Below are 17,026 nucleotides of genomic sequence, written 5' to 3'. Positions count from 1 at the left end.
CTGCATTGCGTTCTTGTCGCCGAATCGGCCCTATGCGGCCGCTCGGCGCGCGGAGTGAGCGCGCGGCTTGGCGCGCGACTGCCCTTGTGCCGCACTGCCGTTGCGACGGCCGCCGCCTTGGCGCGGTCCGCCACTGCTCCGGCGCGGTCCGCCGCTGTTTCGGCGCGGTCCGCCGCTGTTCTGGCGCGGTCCGCCGCTGCTGCGGCGGTCGTCTTCGCGTGCTGCCCGCTCACTGTATGAGGGGGCGACGAATGCGGCAATCGTGCCGACGAGCTCGGCGACCACGGGCGAATCGGCGGTGACTCGTTGCGGGGTGACAGTGATCTTGGCCTTGCGCATGAGGTCGGCCAGGTCGCGTCGTTCGCCGGGCAGGACCAGGGTGATCACTTCACCGGAGTTGCCGGCCCGCGCGGTACGGCCCGAACGGTGCAGGTATGCCTTGTGTTCGGCGGGCGGATCCACGTGTACGACCAGCTCGACATCGTCGACGTGCACGCCGCGCGCGGCCACATCGGTCGCCACCAGCACCCGGGCGTCACCGGCGGCGAAGATCGCGAGGTTGCGGTCGCGGGCGCCCTGCGAGAGGTTGCCGTGCAGGTCGACAGCCGGAATTCCGGCGAGGGTCAGCTGCTTGGCCAGTTTGCGAGCCTGATGTTTGGTGCGCATGAACAGGATTCGCCGGCCCGAGCCCGAAGCGAGCCGGTGCACGACCTCGCGCTTGGCTTCGACGCTCGCGATTTCGAAAACGTGATGGGTCATGGCGGCGACCGGGGAGTTCGCCTCATCGACGGAATGCAGCTCGGCATCCGGTAGGAAGCGGTTGACCAGCTTGTTGACGCCATTGTCCAGGGTGGCCGAGAACAGCAGGCGCTGACCGTCGTTCGGGGTGGCCGCGAGGATGCGGGTCACGCCGGGAAGGAAGCCGAGGTCGGCCATGTGGTCGGCCTCGTCGATGACGGTGACCTCGACGGCATCCAGCGAGATCAGGCGCTGGTTCATCAGATCCTCGAGCCGGCCGGGGCAGGCGACGACAATGTCGACGCCGGCGCGCAGCGCCCGGACCTGCCGGTTCTGGGGGACGCCACCGAAAATCGTGGTGACGGTCATCCGGTAGGCCGCGGCGAGGGGTTCCAGCGCGGCCGCGATCTGGGTGGCCAGTTCCCGAGTCGGCGCCAGCACGAGGCCGGTGGGGCGGCTGGGTGCGCGTCTACCGGCGAGGCCGCCGCCGAGACGGTTGACCATCGGGATGGCGAACGCGAGCGTCTTGCCGCTGCCGGTCCGGCCGCGGCCCAGCACGTCGCGTCCGGCCAGCGAATCGGGCAGGGTGTCGGTCTGGATCGGAAAAGGTTCGGTGATCCCGGCGCGAGTCAGCGCCTTCACCAGGGGCGCGCTCACGCCGAGCGCGGCAAAAGAGATGTCAGCAGAAGTCATAGGTGTTGCAGTGCCTTTCGGGCATCAGGTGGTGCCCGAGCCGTCTGCGGACCTGCGGTCCGCGCCGGGGGCACGAATGGCGAGATTGCCGATGGGCAAAATCGATCGCCGTAAGAAGAGCGGATGCGGCAAGCGCTGGTTGCGAAGCGAATGCGATCTACGACGCTGGGCGCGACATTGTCACGCTCTTGATCAACTATAGCCTGTGGTGAGCGATTCATGCTTATCGGGTGAGTTTTCTCGCCCTGCGAGGCTGGCTGCCGGGTCACGGTTCCGGCGGACAGGGGGTGTTCACATCGCGGACGGTGACCGTACTTCCATGTCTACGCGAACCAGCCCACCCCGCAAACGTCCGCTCTCAGCCGCCTATCGTCCGGTCCGAAACGGCCGGGTGTTACGCCGGAAGATCAACGGGAAGTCAACCCCCGCCACGATGCGAGCCACCGCAACAAGAACCCTGGCCATCCTGGTCGGCGGTGAATTCCCTTGTGCCCAAAACTTCCCGATCGAATCCAGTGCAGCCGCATGGTGGGTTTCGGTGTGGATGGCAACCCCGCCGACGATCGCGATCGGGTCGCTGATGCTGCTCTTCGGTGTCCTCGAATCGAATTCGTCTGCATCGCAGCGGGATAGACGGACAAGGCAGTGCCGAGCCTCTCGGCAGGATCCTATGAGGTCACGGCCACCCGACACGATGTTCGTGCCGTCGCGCAGGAGCCGAGTCGACAGAGCGCAACAAGGACACCCCACGATAGCGAGAGTCGGTCGAACTAGAGGCCAACCCGGCGCCTGCGCGACCCAACCATCTTCACTGGCATACGAGGGGCAGGATTCGCAGGTTCGGGGTCCAGCTCCTCGGAAAGGTGGCGGTTTGCCCGGTGATCCGGCGCAGGCATCGCGCGCATGTGGCGGCGGCCGGGTCGGTTCCAGCGCGACCGAGCGACCCCGGTGCGGCACAACAGTTCTGGCATCCTCTTCGCCGACCACGGGCCTGAGGGTGACCGAGTGCACGGTACATACGACCGCGTGCACGCCCGGGTCACCGAAGGTCGGCGAACGGTAACGACGATTGGTTTGCGAGCGGGACCGCCGGTTGGCAGTCCCGCTCGCCGTGGTTTGCATAGAGGTGACGGAGGCGCGTCATTGCCGCGCGCAGCGGCTACCTCTGCACCTTGCCGGAGCCGGACTACTTGCCGTCGTTGCGTCCGGACTTGGGCTCACTCTTCCTCGGCGGAATCCGCTCGTACGTGCAGGCTCCGCCCGAATTCGGGGGGCAGCTCAGGCATCGGTAGCCGGGGATTTCCCGGCCGGCGCAGGAGGCGGCGAAATACATTGAGGTGCTTTGCGCTCCATCGGCAACCGGGGCTGCCGATGCCTCGCTCATGCCGAGACCGAGACCGGCGGTACAGACGGCGATCGCGGCGCCGACGGCAATACGTTTGAACACAGTTCTTTCCCTCCCAAGGCGACTCCCCGCCGCCAATCGTGATTTGGCTCGACAGCAAACCTTGTTGTCGCCGAACGGTTTACAAGCTAGCAGTACAACCGCTCTGCGCGGCCCCTCCTCGCAACCATGGCAGTGCCATGTTCACAATGGCAGGCGCAATAGCGACTGACTCGTGCATGGCCGACTACGCTGCCCGCCTCGTAGGCGGCTAGAGCGTTTGCCCGCTGTTCTCCCGCGGGCGCCGCAGATCGGCCTGATAACGGCCCGGGGTCTGGCCGATGAGGGCGGTGAAGGCCTCGATGAAGCTGGTGGGGTTGGACCAGCCGCAGCGGAGCGCGATCTCGGTGACCGAGTGGCCGTGCGCGAGATGCACCAGGGCGTGCTGCACGCGCAGCAGCGTGCGCCACTGGTTGAAGCTCATGCCCAGCTCGGTCCGGAACAGGCGGCTGAGGGTTCGCTCGCTCGCGCCCACGGCTCGGCCCAGTTCCCCGAGCGTGGCCGGGGAGGCCGGGTCGGCGTGCAGCCGGTCGGTCACCGCGCGTAGCCGGTCGTCGACCGGTTCGGGCAAATGCAGTGCCTGCTCGGGCCGTTCGGTCAACTCGTCGACGATCACCCGCAGCAGCCGGTCCGCGACCGCCGGCCGCAGCGTGCTGCCGCCGGTGAGCTTCAACACCGCCTCGCGCAGCAGCCCGGACACCGCGAATACGCCCGGATGCGCGGGGAGCGCGGCACACAATGCTGCGGGCACCTCGAGGATGCTGATCTCGGTGTCGCCGTAGGCGCGGTGATAGTGCTCGAAATGCGGTGGGGTCCAGGAGATCCGGTTCGCGGGCGAGACCCAGGTGCCACCCACGGTGGTGGTGGCCAGCACCCCGCTGGCCGCGTACAACAGCTGACCCTGCGCGTGCGAATGCGGTGCGATGCCCTCGCCGTGCACGAGCGCCCAGCGACCCTGGATGTCGTCGTAGCCGAACCACGGGATCTGGCGGTGTTGGGGCACACCCCATGGTGCCATTGATCTTGGCGGGAATCCGGCATCTGCTGTCCGGATGGCGGTAGCAGGCCATGTTCCGCCAGGACGAGATTGGTTACGCACACCTAATCGAGGGGATCGAGATGTCGTGTCCGCCCGAGTGCGTAGTCAGACTCAACCACCCTGTGAACAAGGAGATTTCGGACATGATCGAAGATCGCATCGCCGACCGCCTGGCGATCGGTGAGCTGATGTCGGGCTGGATCCATCGCGACCGGGAGCAGTGGGAGGAACTGGCCGGACTGTTCCACGAGGACGCGACCCTGACCATCCTGTGGTTCTCCGGCAGCGCCCGCGACTTCATCGACGGCTCCCGTCGCCTCAGCGGCGGCCCGTTGCGCAACAAGCACTTCATCGGCCCCCCATCCATTGAGTTCGCGGGCGATCACGCGTTCGTCGAGACCAACGCGATCCTGCTGGCCGACCACCGCGACTCGGGTCTCGGCGCGACGATCCACAACCGCTTCCTCGATCGCGTGCGCCGCGACGACGGCGTCTGGCGCATCGCCCATCGCGACTCCGTCTACGACCTGGGCGGCTTCACCTATCCCTTCGGCGTCGACGGCGCGGAACACATCGACGCCGCGGCCCTCGGCCGCCGCCACCCCCGCGAATACGCGGCATTGGCCTACCTGCTCGAACGCAGCGGAGTGCCGGTGACCGGCACATACCCGACCCGCTTCAGCGACCGGGAGCGCACCATCCGCGCAACGGGCCGCGCCTGGCTGGCGGGGGAGTGACCATGGGAGACCTGGCAGCCGCGGCATCGGGCCTCGGTTCATGTCGGCTCGGGGTCCGATGAGGTTCAAAGTGGTGATCCACACGCGTGCGAGGGTGGTCGCATCGAAGCCTGTGCTGCGGGGCGAAGGGGAGCAGCACAGGCCGGTGTGTCGGGGATGCGCGCGTATTTGATGTGCACGGAGCTCAGGGGATGTCGTATCGTGGCGGAGTCCTGCACCGCCTGTCGGTGGCAGGCGTGGACTTCCTGTTGCTTCTGTAGTGGATTCGAGGTGGTGACTTATATCCCAGGCCATGTAGCCGTCCGTGTTCCCCCACGTCCTGATTTGTGAACGTGTGCGGGGGCGGATGCGCGCCGGCCTGAGTTATGTCACCCCATCCCTGTTTTCCGGGTGTAGCTCTGCCGACTGCCCCGGGTTTCGTATTGTCCGGTCCTGGTCGACGGCGAGCTCCCCGATTCCTGAACCAGGAGTCCCGCCATGAATTCCGCCGCGCTCGACAACGAGCCCGAACACACCCCTGGGCACTCGGCCCATCCCGCATCCGGCACGGCGTCGACGATGACGACGGCCGCCAGGATCGCCCTCGCGGTCATGCTGACCGGCGAGCTGATGAGCATTCTCGACGATTCGGTCGTCCTGACGGTCATGCCGACGCTGCAACGCTCGCTCGGCGCCGGGCCGGCCGTGGTGCAGTGGCTGACCGCGGGCTACGCGCTGACCTTCGCGCTCGGCCTGATCACCGGTGGCAGGCTCGGTGACCTCTACGGCCGGCGCAAGGTCTTCCTGCTCGGCACCGCCGGGTTCACCCTCGCCTCGCTGCTGTGCGGTGTCGCGGCCGGGCCCGGCATGCTGATCGCCGCCCGCGTGCTCCAGGGCGGTGCCGCGGCCGTGATGATCCCGCAGGTCCTGGCGACCCTGCACGTGACCTTCGACGGCGCGAACCGCAGTCGGGCATTCGGTCTCTACGGGGCCATCCTGTCGATGGGCAGCGTCGTGGGTCCGGTGCTGGGCGGCGTGCTCACCGAGGCCGACCTGTTCGGGTTGTCCTGGCGACCGATCTTCTTGATCAACGTGCCAGTCGGGCTCGTCGTGCTCGTCCTCGGCCGTAAGTTCATCATCGAGTCGACCGCGGCGAAGGCCGACCGCCTCGACCTCGCCGGCGTGCTGCTGTCGGCGATCGCGATGGTGCTGCTCGTCTTCCCGCTCACCGAGGGGCACGCCTACGGCTGGCCGCTGTGGTGTTTCGCCATGCTCGCCGGTGGTGGGCTGGTGCTCGGCGTCTTCCTCCGGCATCAGCAGCGCCGCCGGTATGATTCGCCGCTGATTGCGCTGTCGCTGTTCAAGGACAAGCAGTTCTCCGGTGGTCTGTCCGCGCAGCTGACGATGGCCTTGCTGTGCGGGCTGCTGTTCCTGACCTGGAGCCTGTATCTGCAGCGCGGCCTGGGTATGAGCCCGCTGATGGCAGCTTCGGCCTTCACGTTGCTCGCCCTCGGCGAGCTGGCCGGTGCGATGACCGCGACGAAGACCGCTGGACGTTTCGCGCGTCGCCTGCCGCAAACCGGGGTCCTGATCGCTCTGGCCGCGACTGCGGCCTACGGGATCCAGGTCAGTAGCGGGCAAGCCGAAGTGACCCTGCTCGCGATGGCGTTCCCCGTTGTGCTGCTCGGGTTCGGCTTCGGCCTGATCGGCGGACCGATCGCCGACCTGAGCCTGGCGCAGGTCCCACACGAGCGCGCCGGTTCGGCCTCGGGACTGTTCAACACCGCGCTCCAGCTGGGCTACGCCCTCGGTATCGCGCTGGCCGGCCCGGTGTTCTTCGCCGCTACCGGCGGCGCACCCACGGGCGCACTCCACCGCGACGCGTTCACCGGCGTGCTGTGCTGGGTCGGTGTGGCCTCGAGCGTGCTGTGGGCCCTGATGTTCTGCCTGCCCCGGCGCGCGAACGGTGCCGCCGAACGGTGATATCGCCTAACGCAGTACTCGGGCGACGAGCCGGTCGGTGAACTCCCTCGGGACAGGCTCGCCGGTGACCAACGCGCGGTAATAGATCGGGCCCACCAACTGATCGACCAGGAAGTCGATGTCGGTCTCCGGTGGCAGCTCGCCGCGGTCGAGGGCGCGCTGCAGGGGCAGGCGCTCGCGCTCGCGCTGGTGGCCGAGCGGGTCCGTGCGCAGCTTGGTCGCGACCTGCGGATCGTGTTGCGCCTGTCCGGTGAGGGCGCGGAAAACGGCTCCGGCGTCCGACGTCGTCAGGAATTCCGCGAGGTTGTGCAGGTGGATCCGCAGGTCTTCGCCGAGGTCGCCGCTGTCGGGTGGGGTGAGGTGCTGTGCGGCGTCGTCGGCGAGGGCGTCCAGCAGGATCTCGGTCTTGGACGGCCACCAGCGGTAGATGGTCTGCTTGGCGACGCCGGCTCTGGCGGCGATCCCCTCGATCGTGAGCCCGGCGAACCCGCGCTCGACCAGCAGGTCATCGGCCGCTTCGAGCACCGCGCGGCGGGCTTGCTCGCTGCGCTGATAGCGGTTTCCATGGTGGGCGGGGCGGCCGGCGTCGCCTGCCATGCGAGTTCTCCTCTGCGGGGGAGCACGGCGTCCCGATTAGACGCCACGCAACGTTGCGTCTACTCTAGCATGCATATGCGACGCCTGCGGGGACCTGTTCCGCGAGATCCGGTCGAATCGCGGTCGTGCTGCTGGTGGTCGGCGGGGTGGCGAGCCTGGCGTCGATGTCGATCGGGCAGACCGTCGTGCAACTGCTTTCCCGGCCGCCGACCGGGGCCGGGCGATCGGGCTCTACGGTGTGTCCTCCAGTGGCCTGCGCGCGGGCAGCGGCTGCGCCGCTACTTCATGAGGCAAAGCAAGCCCAGTTCGGGTTCGAGCGCACCGTCCTGGCCGAGCGCCAGGAAGTCCGCTTCGACCGCCGTCCGGGCCAGGTGTCCGGCCCGGACCGCCCGATAGCGGACGAACGACCAGAGGAAGACATCGAGGTTGTCGAATCGGGTGCCGCCCTCGACCACCTCCTCCTCGTGAAACCACACGGCCACTTGACCATTGGTGAGTACCACGTACAGGTTGCCGCCGCCGTCGGCGCCGATCGAGTAGACGTCGTCGTCGGTGAGTTCGGTCGTGTAGTCCGAATCGAGGATGCCGCAATCGTTTCCGGCGAAGTCGAAGCCGTAGGACCAGTCGAAGATGTCCAGGAACTGCGGCAGCAGGCCGGAGCGCACCCGACGGTCGAACGCGCTCAGTGCCGCGGCGTCGGACGGGGCAAGACGAGCGAGAAATTTTGTCACCGAACGTGTTTCGTCCGGAACCTGAACTCGCGGCGCAGTCGGGAACCAGCGCGCCAGGTCGGCGTCGAGGTCGCGTTCGGTGTAACCGACGAGGTCGGCGGTGCAGACAGACATGCCGAGCATCCTAGAAGGTGCGGCGACGGTCGTAGTTCGCGTAGACCGTTGCCCCGCAACGTGAACGCCGCGGGGCCGATCCTTCGGGCATGTCCTGGAGCAGGGCGTGCTGCTCAGTGGCGGCGGCCGGTGGACCGCTGCCGGGTGACTTCGGCGACGCTCGCCCAGTCGAGTTCCGCGCCGATCTGCTCGACCGCGGTGGCGAACACGTCGTGCAGGACTGGTCCGGTCGGTAGGTGGGTGCCGATTTCGTCGGCGGTGCGCAGTGCGAGGTTCAGGTCTTTCAAGCCCAGCGTGGTGGTGAAGCCCGGGGGCGTGTAGGTACCGGTGGTGATGGCGTCGCCGTAGCCGCCGTACACCGGGCCCGGGAAGATCGAATCGTTGATCATCTCGACGAACCGTCCCGCGTCCAGTTCGGCGTGCTGCAGCAGGGTGATCGATTCGGACAGGGCCTGTAGTGCGTGCAGGATCAGGTAGTTGACCGCGATCTTCACCGTCGGTGCGGCGTCCGCAGCGGCACCGAAGTCCCACACTCGCCGGCCGAGCACGGCGAGCATCGGTGCCGCCGCGGCTCGGACGTCCTCGTCGCCCGAGATCAGCACGGCGAGCTTGCCCGCCACCACCGCCTCGGGTCGGCCGATCACCGGGGCGCTGAGGTAGCGTCCGCCGGCCGCCGCGAACTCGCGCGCCGCGGCCGGACTGATGGTCGCGTGGTTGATGTGCACGAAACCCTTTGGCGCGGAGCGGATCCGGTCCGTCGTGAAGACCTGCCGCACCGCCTCTTCGTTGCTCAGCATGGAGAAGACCGTCCCGGTGGCGATCGCGTCCTCGGGGCGTTCGGCGAGCGTCGCGCCGCGCGCCAGCAGGTCGTCCGCCTTGCCGGCGGTCCGGCTCCACACGGTGACGTCGTAGCCGGCATCGAGCAGTCGGCCTGCGAGGGCAGCGCCCATCTTCCCGAGGCCGATGAAACCCACCTGGCGAGTTGTCATGATTGTCTCTCCGTTCTCCGTAACTGCGGTCATGAGTTGCCGTCGAGTGCGCGGGCCATTTCCGCGCCGATTTTGTGCAGTAGTGCCCGGTTCGGGCCGAGCGTGCTGTCGAGGTCGCGCAGCTGCCAGTTCTCGTCCACGTCCTGCTCGGTGATGACGGCTTCGACATGCGTCTCGAGCAGTCGCATGTGCAGGCCGTGCAGGACGCCGATGAGCTGTTCGGCGCCCTTGCTGCCGCCATGGGTGCCGTAGGTCAGCAGGCTCGCGGGCCGGTCGCGCCATTCCCAGTAGAGGTAGTCCAGCGCGTTCTTCAGCACCCCCGGGTAACCCCAGTTGTATTGCGGGAAAACGAAAAAGAAGCCGTGGTAGCTCTGCACGAGCCGACTCCAGGCCCGGGTGTGTTCATGCTCGTACTGCCGCAGCGCGGCCTGGCGGGGTTCGTCCAGGAACGGCAGCCCGACCTCGGCGAGATCGAGCAGGTCGTAGTGGAGATCGCTCTGCTCCTGCAGGGCGTCGCGTGCCCAGGCGGCTATCCCGGCGCAGATGCGGGTGGGGCGAGTGCTGCCGATGAGGACGGCGACGCGCTTCTGGTCCGTCATAGGTCTGCTTCTTCCCTGTCCGGGTCGTGCCGAGCCTTGGCCACCGTCTGCGGCCGACCCCGCGTACCCACGCTATTGTTCGTGACAAATACTGTTGGTGTCACGAACCAAAATAGTTGGTATCGCGAACTGAATCAAGCTAACCTGGCCTACTGTGACCACTGACGCACCCGACCCGGAGCTGGACCTGGTGGACGGGCTCATCCAGCTGTCGTTCATCCTCCAAGCCGTGCTGGGACGCCTCGCCGGCCGGCAAGGGCTGTCGGTCACCCAGTTGCGCATGCTCGCCGTCCTCGACGATCGCGAGATCGGCATGCAGCAGCTGGCCGGCATCCTGGAACTGGAGAAGTCCAGCGTCACCGGCCTGGTAGATCGAGCCGAGCGGCGCGGGCTGGTGCGGCGGATCGCCGTCCCCGGAAACCGGCGTGCCGTCCATGTCACCGTCACCGCCGACGGCCGCGCCGTCGTGCATCTGGTGCGCGACGCGGTCCGGGCCGAGATCGGCAATCTGGCAAACACTTTGAGCGAGCGGCAGCAGGGCTCCTTCCGTCGCTCGATCGAAACGCTGATCTCGCATTACGTCACCCAGCACGGCATTCCGGTGTAGCGCTGGGTAGCGCCGAGCCGGCGGCTGCGGTCGGGTCCAGCGATGCGGTGACCTGCGTCACGCGATGTCACGGGCGTCGGCTCAGCGGTGTCTTCAGGTCGAACGTCGAAACGAGGAGACCTGATGAATAGCGCACTGTGGATCGTCACCGGACTGCTGGCCGCCGTCGCATTGGCCGGCGGCAACATCAAAATGTTCACGCCCAAGGCGAAACTGGCCCAGGCGCCCGGCGGGCGCTGGACCGCCACCGCCGGTGCGGGAGTCATCAAGACCCTTGGCGGCGTGGAGGTCCTGGCCGCGATCGGGTTGATTCTGCCCGCCGTGCTCGGTATCGCGCCGGTGCTCGTCCCGGTCACCGCGGTGTGCTGGGCGCTGCTGATGGTCGGGGCGATGATCACCCATGCCCGCGACGGCGAATACAAGGTCATCACCGCCAACGTGGTCTACCTCGCGATGGCGGTCTTCGTAGCGTGGGGCCGGTTCTGGCTCGAACCGTTCACTGCCTGACCCGGTAGCCTTGCCGAGCATTTCCTGGCAGGCACGAGGAGCAGAGTTCGCGATGACGACCACAGCCGACCCGGCGATCGACCCGTTCGTCGCGCACCGCAACCTCTTGTTCACCATCGCCTACGAAATGCTCGGCTCCGCCGCCGATGCCGAAGACGTCCTGCAGGAAACCTGGCTGCGGTGGGCCCAGGTCGAGGTGGACCGGATCGACGATCCGCGTGCCTATTTGGTCCGGATCACCAGCCGCCAGGCCCTGAACCGGTTGCGCACGCTGAAACGCCGGAAGGAAGCATATGTCGGGCCGTGGCTGCCCGAACCGTTGCTCACCGCACCCGATGTGGCCGAGGATGTCGAACTCGCCGAGAGCATGTCGATGGCGCTGATGCTCGTCCTCGAGGCGCTTTCGCCCACCGAGCGGGTGGTCTTCGTGCTGCGCGAGGTCTTCGACGTCGGCTATGACGAGATCGCTGCCGCCGTCGACAAGACTCCGGTCACCGTGCGCCAGATCGCCCGGCGGGCCCGTCAGCATGTCGAAGCCCGACGCCCACGGTCGGTGGTTTCCCCGGCTCAGGCCAGGGCGGCGCTGGAGTCTTTCCAGCAGGCATTGGAAACCGGTGACCCGCAAGGGCTTCTCAACGTGCTGGCCCCGGATGTCGTGCTGCTCACCGACGGTGGCGGCATCAAGACCGCGGCCCGGGTGCCGATCGTCGGCATCGAAAAGGTGCTCAGGAACCTGCTGGTCGGCTTCGGCAAGATCAACCCCACGCTCCGCACCGAACCCGCCGTGGTCAACGGCGGCCCGGCGCTCATTCTGCGCTGGGACAACGAAATCGGCATCATGAGCTTCCGCATCGACAACGGTCGCATCACCGGCCTCTACTTCGTCCGGAACCCGGAAAAACTCACCCACCTCGACTCCCTCCCGGGCCTCAGCCTGCGCTAAGCCTCACTGCGCCACAGTCGTTCTCGTGTTCTTCGATCCCGGTCCGGATTCGCTCGTATCCATCCATACCGGAGAGGCCGAATTGTTCGGCCGGTCATGGTGGCGGGTAGCCCGCGTGTACACGGGTCTCGACGGGTGGGGGCCACGTGGCGGACGACGGCCGAATCCCTTCCGTGCAACCGCATCAGCGGGTGCGGTCACATGGTGACGGCCCGGCAGCGATCGGCTTAACCGAACACATTGGGCCGCACTAGATCTCGGCGTAGACCCGCGCTATCGGAGTGCTGGGCGCCGATTCCCGTTCGGCGTCTGCCGTGATGCCCGGTCTGGGCGCGGCGTCAGCTTGCGGCCGCCAGCACCCGCCACACCTTCTTGGAACGCGAGCGGGCCTGCGGAGCCGCGGTTTCGATTCGGCGGCGCGCCTCGTGGGCGGTGATGCGCAGCAGATCGGTCAACAGCTCGACGGTGTCCCGATAGCCGGTGTCTGCGGCGAGGCCGCGTCGCTCGGCTTCGGCGACGGCCGCGCGCATGGCGGCATCCAGTCGCCGTCGACGGCGTTCGGTTTCGACTAGGGTGCGCAGCAGATCGACGTCGGCCAGTTCCGGCCATCCTGGTGTTCGAGCATCCGGCGCCAGCGCGGTCGAATGTATGGTCACGCGAGGGAGCTTACCGCAAAGATAGAACATATGTTCGATGATTCGGCATGCTGGCGCGCCACGAAGGTTCTCACCCGAGCGGTCCGAGAGCGCGCGCCCAGCGGCATGCCCGTGCCTTTGGCCTCGCGGCCATGGAAGACCGATGCGGCGACCGCGTCCAGGTAGTGATAGCCCTTCGGTGACACGCCTGCTCGGTCCGATATCGGGATGACAGGCGTCGACAGGCCGGGCAGACTGTGCGCCCGTGGACGAACCGGGCGAACGTGACTGGCAGGTGCTACTACTGGGTGGCGCGTCCGGTTCCGGTAAGAGCCAGCTCAGTTACCCGCTGGCCCGGCACTACCGCGTGCCGTTGGTCGAGGTGGACGACCTGGTTCTCGCCGTGCAGGCGATGACCACCCCGGCCCAGCAGCCGATGCTGCACTACTGGGACACCCATCCCGATCCGGCCGGCATTCCGGTTCCGCAGGTCGTGGAGTTGCAGATTGCCTTCGCCGAGGCTTTGCAACCGGCATTGGCGGCCGTGATCGGCAACCACCTGGAATCCCGCACCCCCGTGATCATCGAGGGTGATTACCTACTTCCCGCGCTGGCCGCACAGACTTCGTTCGCCGGACAGGAGGTCGCCGGGCAAGTCCGCGCGGTGTTTCTGCACGAGCCCGACCCTGATCAGCTGGCCGCGAACTATCTGAGTCGGGAACCGGACGCGGGGGAGCAGCGCATGCGGGCGGAAGGCAGTGCCCGCTACGGTGATTGGCTGGCCGCGACCGCCGAAGCGTACGGGATTCCAGTGATCGCCCCACGACCGTGGACCACTGCGCTGAGTCGGCTCAGCGCAGCGGTCGACCGCCCCACGCAAGGGCGCCGTCCGCATCGAAAAACATCCTGAATCGGCTTCGAGCGCGCACCAGGAAGCGCTGCCGGCGAACCAAGTTCGATCGGCCGACCAACACAGTAGTCGGCGGGGAGGAACGACAGGTCTTGGCCTGTGGCGGGACTCGGCAGTGTGGTGTGTTCTGTCGACTTGAGATCCGCACGGCCGGTTGATCTTCCGCCGTCCCGCGCCGGCCGGTCAAGTCAGCGCGCAACGGGAGCCACTACCGGTAGTCCGGTATCCGTGTGCATCCGGGACTGGTCGTCAGTACGCGGTGAGTCCGCCGTCGACGACGAGTTCGGTTCCGGTGATGAACGAGGATTCGTCGCCGGCCAGGAAGAGCATCGTGGGAGCGACCTCGGCGGGGGTACCCGCGCGGCGCATGGGGGTGCGCACGATGTCGGGTTGCTGGTCGCCTTGCTCGTCGAGCAGAGCTTGGATCATCGGGGTGGCGATGACCCCGGGGTGCACCGAGTTGACCCGGACGCCACGGGTCGCGTACTCGACGGCGGCGGTCTTGGTGAGCAGCCGCACCGCGCCCTTGGACGCCTGGTATGCGGCGGCGGCTCCGCTGCCCACCAGACCGAGCACCGAGGAAGTGTTGATGATGGAGCCGTTGCCGGAGGCGCGCAGCAGGGGCATGGCGGTCTTCATGCCGAGCCAGGTGCCGGTCTGGTTGACCGCGATCACGCGTTCCCACGAGTCCTGCGTGGTGTCCTCGATACCGGGCCAGTCCACGATCCCGGCGATGTTGACCAGGACGTCGAGCCGTCCGAAGCGTTGCCGGGTCAGCTCGATGACCTCGCTCCAGTTTTCGGGTGCGGAGACGTCCAACCCGGCGGCCAGCACGTCGGCGCCAGTGGCTGCCAGGCGTGCGGCGAGCGCCTGCGCGGCGTCCTGGGCTATGTCGGTGACGACCAGGCGGGCGCCTTCGCGGGCGAAAAGTTCTGCGGTGGCTTGTCCGATGCCACCGGTCGCGCCGGTGATCAACGCGACCTTGTCGGTGAGCCGTCCAGGCATGATTCGCTCTCTTTCGTTGGGTGTCGAGACTCAGGCTGCGGTGTAGCCGCCGTCAGCGGCGACGACCGCGCCGGTGATGAAACCGGCCCGGGGTGAGGCCAGGAAACCGATCACCTCGGCGATTTCCTCGGGTTGCGCGACGCGGCCCAGGGGGTGGGCGGCGCCGAAGGAACGCAGGTATTCCCGGCTGTCGGCCCGGAAGTTGTCGAGCATGTCGGTCTCGATGACACCGGGCGCGACGACGTTGGCGCGGATGCCGTGCGGCGCGCCCTCCAGCGCGAGCACTTTGGTCAACTGCGCCAGCGCTCCTTTGGACGCGCTGTAGGCCGCGGCTTCGGCCAGTCCGACGGTGCACGCGAACGACCCGACGGTGACGATCGCGCCCCCGCCGTGTGCACACATCACCCGGAATGCCTCCCGGGCGTGCAGGAACGTTCCGCGGGCGTTGATCGACATCAGCTCGTCCCAGTCGGCCGCGGTGGTCTCGACGATCGGTTTGTTCACTGATCGACCGGCGTTCCCGACCAGGATGTCCACGCTGCCGAACCGATCGATCGCCGCTGCCACCGACCGCACCGCGGTGTCCTCCCGGGACACGTCGCCGACCAGAGTGGACACCCGGTCGAACCGGGCGGAGAGCTCGTGCACCTCGGGGCGCAGGTCGGTGGCGAGCACTTGCGCGCCGCGGGCGTGCAGCCAGGCGACCGTGGCCGCGCCGACCCCGCGGGCGGCGCCGGTGACCAGCGCGACCTTGCCCTCCAGTTCAGGGTCGGCGACAGGCATGCTCATTTCCGTACCTGCCGGTGGTGAGCGTCGGCGGACTCGCGGTAGAGGACGAGATGCTCGTGGTACAGCACGCCGTCGCGGATATCGCCCGTCGCGGTGAAGCCGGTGTCGTCCAGGTAGTCGAGGTGATTTTCGGTCACCGTGTAGCGACCGGTGTAGGCGCTGCGCCGTTCGCCGCGCGCCTCGTCGTAGCGCCCATCGGCGCGCAGTTCCTGCCGGATATGCCCGTCCGCGGTGACCCACACGCCGACCACGTCGATATCGCTTGTCATACCGACCAGCTTCGGCAACGACGGAAAACGTTGGCAGGACGCGTGGTGACTGGGTGTGCCGCACCCACCCAACCGCGCCGGCCACGACCTACCCTGAGGCCATGGTCAGTGGTGAGCTGGGTGCGTTCCTACGAGCGCGCCGCGCACAACGGGCACCCGGAGACGCGGGCGTGCTCTACTCCGGACGACGCAAGGTGGCCGGACTCCGCCGCGAAGAAGTCGCCGTGCTCGCCGGGATGAACGTCGACTATTACACCCGCCTGGAACAGGGCCGCGAGACCCACCCGTCACCGCAGGTGCTCGACGCCCTGTGCCGCGCACTGGATCTCGACTCCGATGCCCGCGAGCACCTGTACCGGCTGGCCGGCGCCACACCGGACAGCACACCCACGCCGGTACCCCAGACCGTGAGCCCCGACCTGCGCCAACTCATGGACGGCTACTCGCACACCCCCGCCTTCGTGCTCAACCCCATCCTGGACGTACTGGCCACCAACACCCTTGCCGACGCCCTGTTCTCCCCGTTCCGCACGGTGGACAACCTCGCCCGCATGACCTTCCTCGACCCCGCCGGACAGCAGTTCTACGCCCGCTGGGACTGGACGGCACAGGCCACCGTGGCCAATCTGCGCGTAGCCGCGGGCCGCAACCCCCACGACCCCGCGCTGCGGTGTTTGGTGGCCGAACTCAGTGAGGGCAGCGCGCACTTCCGCGCCTTGTGGGACACCCACCAGGTCCGCGGCAAGACTCGCGAACCCAAACACCTCCTACACCCCGACGTCGGCCCCCTCACCCTCACCTACCAGGCATTCGACGTGCGCAGCGCGCCCGGCCAGCAACTGGTCATCTACCACGCCGAACCTGCCACGCCCAGCGCCCACGCCCTCGCACTACTGAGCAGCGTCCACGCCACCACACACCACGCGCGCACCGTCGACACCTAGCTCGAAAGGCGTCAGTCGAAACCACGTGACTCTCGCCCCACATATCCGGAAACGTAGGGCATGGCGCTTGACCGGACCGCGTCTGCACGGGCGGCACGTCCACCGTTCGGTGCGGGCTCTAGTCGATCGGACGGTCGAGCCATCGGCCGTCTGCCATAACAGTGCGCCCGGTGAACTCGTGGAAGCCGTTCCATACCTGGATGCGTTGTGGAGCGAGTCGGATGTAGACGAAACCCGGCATGGTGCGCGGGTCGTGTGACACCCGGGCATATTCGTCGGCGGCGGTCGCGTCGATCGCATCGACGGGTATGAGCGATGCGGTGGCCTCGATCATGATCACGTCGGCGGTGTCACCGATGGCGACTCTGGCCCGCGGCGTCGTTTGCAAGTTGGCAACGGTGCGACTGCGCTCGAACGTGGCCGTGGTGAGGGTATCGGTGTTCCAGGTGTAGGCAACCGGGATGAGGTGCGGGCCGTGGCCTTCGCCTGCGGTGGCCAGCCACATTTGATGAGAGGTACCGAGTCGTTTCAGCGCGTCCGCACGGCGCTGATCGAGGCTGCGCGGAGGTTCGTAAGTTTCCACTAACGGTTAGTTTCCGCTTACCGACTCGGCCTGTCAAGGTCTGGGACGAGCCGCCACGACCGTTGACCGACCGCGTCTACATCGAACTCCCCTTCTTCCCCGCCACAGGGCACGCTCGCTCCGGCCGTGTATTCGAAATGACCGTCGGCGACATCGCGGGTCGGCTCGGCCGACGAACTCATTCCGAGCCG

18 protein-coding genes are annotated in these 17,026 nt (G+C 67.5%); 7 read left to right on the top strand and 11 right to left on the bottom strand.

What is annotated here, in order from left to right; genetic code table 11:
* Window positions 1-30: 30 nt before the first annotated feature.
* A complete protein-coding gene (locus TY25_RS12155; RefSeq protein ID WP_081868826.1) occupies window positions 31-1,431 on the bottom strand; it encodes a DEAD/DEAH box helicase in 1,401 nt (466 codons plus the stop codon).
* 1,655 nt (window positions 1,432-3,086) lie between these two features.
* Window positions 3,087-3,878, bottom strand: a complete 792-nt coding sequence (locus tag TY25_RS12150) for a helix-turn-helix domain-containing protein (protein WP_088606930.1) — start codon at window positions 3,876-3,878, stop codon at window positions 3,087-3,089.
* Window positions 3,879-4,057: 179 nt separating this feature from the next.
* Between TY25_RS12150 and TY25_RS12145 the strand changes: the two genes are divergently transcribed.
* Both TY25_RS12145 and TY25_RS12140 read left to right on the top strand, forming a co-directional pair.
* Window positions 4,058-4,651 (top strand): nuclear transport factor 2 family protein, encoded by a 594-nt coding sequence (locus tag TY25_RS12145; protein WP_052382948.1) that lies wholly within the window; start codon window positions 4,058-4,060, stop codon window positions 4,649-4,651.
* Window positions 4,652-5,128: 477 nt separating this feature from the next.
* Window positions 5,129-6,613, top strand: coding sequence for an MFS transporter (locus TY25_RS12140; RefSeq protein WP_042256010.1), 1,485 nt, complete (start codon window positions 5,129-5,131; stop codon window positions 6,611-6,613).
* A gap of 6 nt (window positions 6,614-6,619) precedes the next feature.
* Here the strand turns inward: TY25_RS12140 and TY25_RS12135 are convergent, their stop codons facing one another.
* The 4 genes from TY25_RS12135 to TY25_RS12120 form a co-directional block, all read right to left on the bottom strand.
* Entirely contained in the window at window positions 6,620-7,210 is a 591-nt protein-coding gene (locus TY25_RS12135) for a TetR/AcrR family transcriptional regulator (RefSeq protein ID WP_042256009.1), read from the bottom strand.
* A gap of 278 nt (window positions 7,211-7,488) precedes the next feature.
* Window positions 7,489-8,055: a hypothetical protein gene (locus TY25_RS12130; protein WP_042256167.1), complete on the bottom strand. Its 567-nt coding sequence runs from the start codon at window positions 8,053-8,055 to the stop codon at window positions 7,489-7,491.
* A 113-nt stretch (window positions 8,056-8,168) separates the two neighbouring features.
* Window positions 8,169-9,044, bottom strand: coding sequence for an NAD(P)-dependent oxidoreductase (locus tag TY25_RS12125; RefSeq protein ID WP_042256008.1), 876 nt, complete (start codon window positions 9,042-9,044; stop codon window positions 8,169-8,171).
* Window positions 9,045-9,073: 29 nt separating this feature from the next.
* A complete protein-coding gene (locus TY25_RS12120) occupies window positions 9,074-9,643 on the bottom strand; it encodes an NADPH-dependent FMN reductase (RefSeq protein WP_042256007.1) in 570 nt (189 codons plus the stop codon).
* 154 nt (window positions 9,644-9,797) lie between these two features.
* Here TY25_RS12120 and TY25_RS12115 point away from each other — a divergent pair, with 154 nt between their 5' ends.
* The 3 genes from TY25_RS12115 to TY25_RS12105 all read left to right on the top strand — a co-directional run bounded on the left by TY25_RS12115 (window position 9,798) and on the right by TY25_RS12105 (window position 11,700).
* The gene (locus TY25_RS12115) at window positions 9,798-10,250 is read left to right on the top strand and encodes a MarR family winged helix-turn-helix transcriptional regulator (RefSeq protein ID WP_042256006.1); all 453 of its coding nucleotides are present in this window, start codon (window positions 9,798-9,800) and stop codon (window positions 10,248-10,250) included.
* 123 nt (window positions 10,251-10,373) lie between these two features.
* Window positions 10,374-10,757 carry a DoxX family protein gene (locus TY25_RS12110; RefSeq protein WP_042256005.1) on the top strand — a complete coding sequence of 128 codons (384 nt, stop codon included), beginning with the start codon at window positions 10,374-10,376 and terminating at the stop codon, window positions 10,755-10,757.
* Window positions 10,758-10,809: 52 nt separating this feature from the next.
* Window positions 10,810-11,700, top strand: coding sequence for an RNA polymerase sigma-70 factor (locus tag TY25_RS12105; protein ID WP_042256004.1), 891 nt, complete (start codon window positions 10,810-10,812; stop codon window positions 11,698-11,700).
* 338 nt (window positions 11,701-12,038) lie between these two features.
* Here TY25_RS12105 and TY25_RS12100 read toward each other — a convergent pair whose 3' ends face one another.
* Window positions 12,039-12,356, bottom strand: coding sequence for a DUF222 domain-containing protein (locus TY25_RS12100; protein ID WP_226887425.1), 318 nt, complete (start codon window positions 12,354-12,356; stop codon window positions 12,039-12,041).
* Window positions 12,357-12,600: 244 nt separating this feature from the next.
* Here TY25_RS12100 and TY25_RS12095 point away from each other — a divergent pair, with 244 nt between their 5' ends.
* Window positions 12,601-13,245, top strand: coding sequence for a hypothetical protein (locus TY25_RS12095; protein WP_201773658.1), 645 nt, complete (start codon window positions 12,601-12,603; stop codon window positions 13,243-13,245).
* Between the two features lie 249 nt (window positions 13,246-13,494).
* Here TY25_RS12095 and TY25_RS12090 read toward each other — a convergent pair whose 3' ends face one another.
* The 3 genes from TY25_RS12090 to TY25_RS12080 are packed head-to-tail and all read right to left on the bottom strand — an operon-like array spanning window position 13,495 to window position 15,308.
* Window positions 13,495-14,250, bottom strand: coding sequence for an SDR family NAD(P)-dependent oxidoreductase (locus tag TY25_RS12090; protein WP_042256001.1), 756 nt, complete (start codon window positions 14,248-14,250; stop codon window positions 13,495-13,497).
* Between the two features lie 30 nt (window positions 14,251-14,280).
* Entirely contained in the window at window positions 14,281-15,039 is a 759-nt protein-coding gene (locus TY25_RS12085) for an SDR family NAD(P)-dependent oxidoreductase (RefSeq protein WP_042256000.1), read from the bottom strand.
* Entirely contained in the window at window positions 15,036-15,308 is a 273-nt protein-coding gene (locus TY25_RS12080; RefSeq protein ID WP_042255999.1) for an Atu4866 domain-containing protein, read from the bottom strand. Before TY25_RS12080 ends, TY25_RS12085 begins: the two co-directional genes overlap by 4 nt.
* Window positions 15,309-15,409: 101 nt before the next feature.
* Between TY25_RS12080 and TY25_RS12075 the strand changes: the two genes are divergently transcribed.
* Complete coding sequence (locus tag TY25_RS12075; RefSeq protein WP_042255998.1) at window positions 15,410-16,252, top strand: helix-turn-helix transcriptional regulator; 843 nt, start codon at window positions 15,410-15,412, stop codon at window positions 16,250-16,252.
* A gap of 118 nt (window positions 16,253-16,370) precedes the next feature.
* On the opposite strand, the gene TY25_RS12070 is transcribed toward TY25_RS12075, so the two are convergent.
* Window positions 16,371-16,835, bottom strand: coding sequence for a pyridoxamine 5'-phosphate oxidase family protein (locus TY25_RS12070; RefSeq protein WP_042255997.1), 465 nt, complete (start codon window positions 16,833-16,835; stop codon window positions 16,371-16,373).
* Window positions 16,836-17,026 lie beyond the last annotated feature (191 nt).

Source organism: Nocardia brasiliensis NBRC 14402, assembly GCF_000308475.2.
GTDB classification, from domain to species: domain Bacteria; phylum Actinomycetota; class Actinomycetes; order Mycobacteriales; family Mycobacteriaceae; genus Nocardia; species Nocardia brasiliensis.
The sequence above is the reverse complement of the archived record's forward strand: the minus strand, read 5'-3'. Positions and strand labels throughout refer to the sequence as shown.

What these genes read in the sequence shown, in the direction of transcription:
- TY25_RS12155 (WP_081868826.1), bottom strand. Translation starts at nt 1,431, where the DNA reads ATGACTTCTGCTGACATCTCTTTTGCCGCGCTCGGCGTGAGCGCGCCC.
- TY25_RS12145 (WP_052382948.1), top strand. Translation starts at nt 4,058, where the DNA reads ATGATCGAAGATCGCATCGCCGACCGCCTGGCGATCGGTGAGCTGATG.
- TY25_RS12140 (WP_042256010.1), top strand. Translation starts at nt 5,129, where the DNA reads ATGAATTCCGCCGCGCTCGACAACGAGCCCGAACACACCCCTGGGCAC.
- TY25_RS12135 (WP_042256009.1), bottom strand. Translation starts at nt 7,210, where the DNA reads ATGGCAGGCGACGCCGGCCGCCCCGCCCACCATGGAAACCGCTATCAG.
- TY25_RS12130 (WP_042256167.1), bottom strand. Translation starts at nt 8,055, where the DNA reads ATGTCTGTCTGCACCGCCGACCTCGTCGGTTACACCGAACGCGACCTC.
- TY25_RS12125 (WP_042256008.1), bottom strand. Translation starts at nt 9,044, where the DNA reads ATGACAACTCGCCAGGTGGGTTTCATCGGCCTCGGGAAGATGGGCGCT.
- TY25_RS12120 (WP_042256007.1), bottom strand. Translation starts at nt 9,643, where the DNA reads ATGACGGACCAGAAGCGCGTCGCCGTCCTCATCGGCAGCACTCGCCCC.
- TY25_RS12110 (WP_042256005.1), top strand. Translation starts at nt 10,374, where the DNA reads ATGAATAGCGCACTGTGGATCGTCACCGGACTGCTGGCCGCCGTCGCA.
- TY25_RS12105 (WP_042256004.1), top strand. Translation starts at nt 10,810, where the DNA reads ATGACGACCACAGCCGACCCGGCGATCGACCCGTTCGTCGCGCACCGC.
- TY25_RS12090 (WP_042256001.1), bottom strand. Translation starts at nt 14,250, where the DNA reads ATGCCTGGACGGCTCACCGACAAGGTCGCGTTGATCACCGGCGCGACC.
- TY25_RS12085 (WP_042256000.1), bottom strand. Translation starts at nt 15,039, where the DNA reads ATGAGCATGCCTGTCGCCGACCCTGAACTGGAGGGCAAGGTCGCGCTG.
- TY25_RS12080 (WP_042255999.1), bottom strand. Translation starts at nt 15,308, where the DNA reads ATGACAAGCGATATCGACGTGGTCGGCGTGTGGGTCACCGCGGACGGG.
- TY25_RS12075 (WP_042255998.1), top strand. Translation starts at nt 15,410, where the DNA reads ATGGTCAGTGGTGAGCTGGGTGCGTTCCTACGAGCGCGCCGCGCACAA.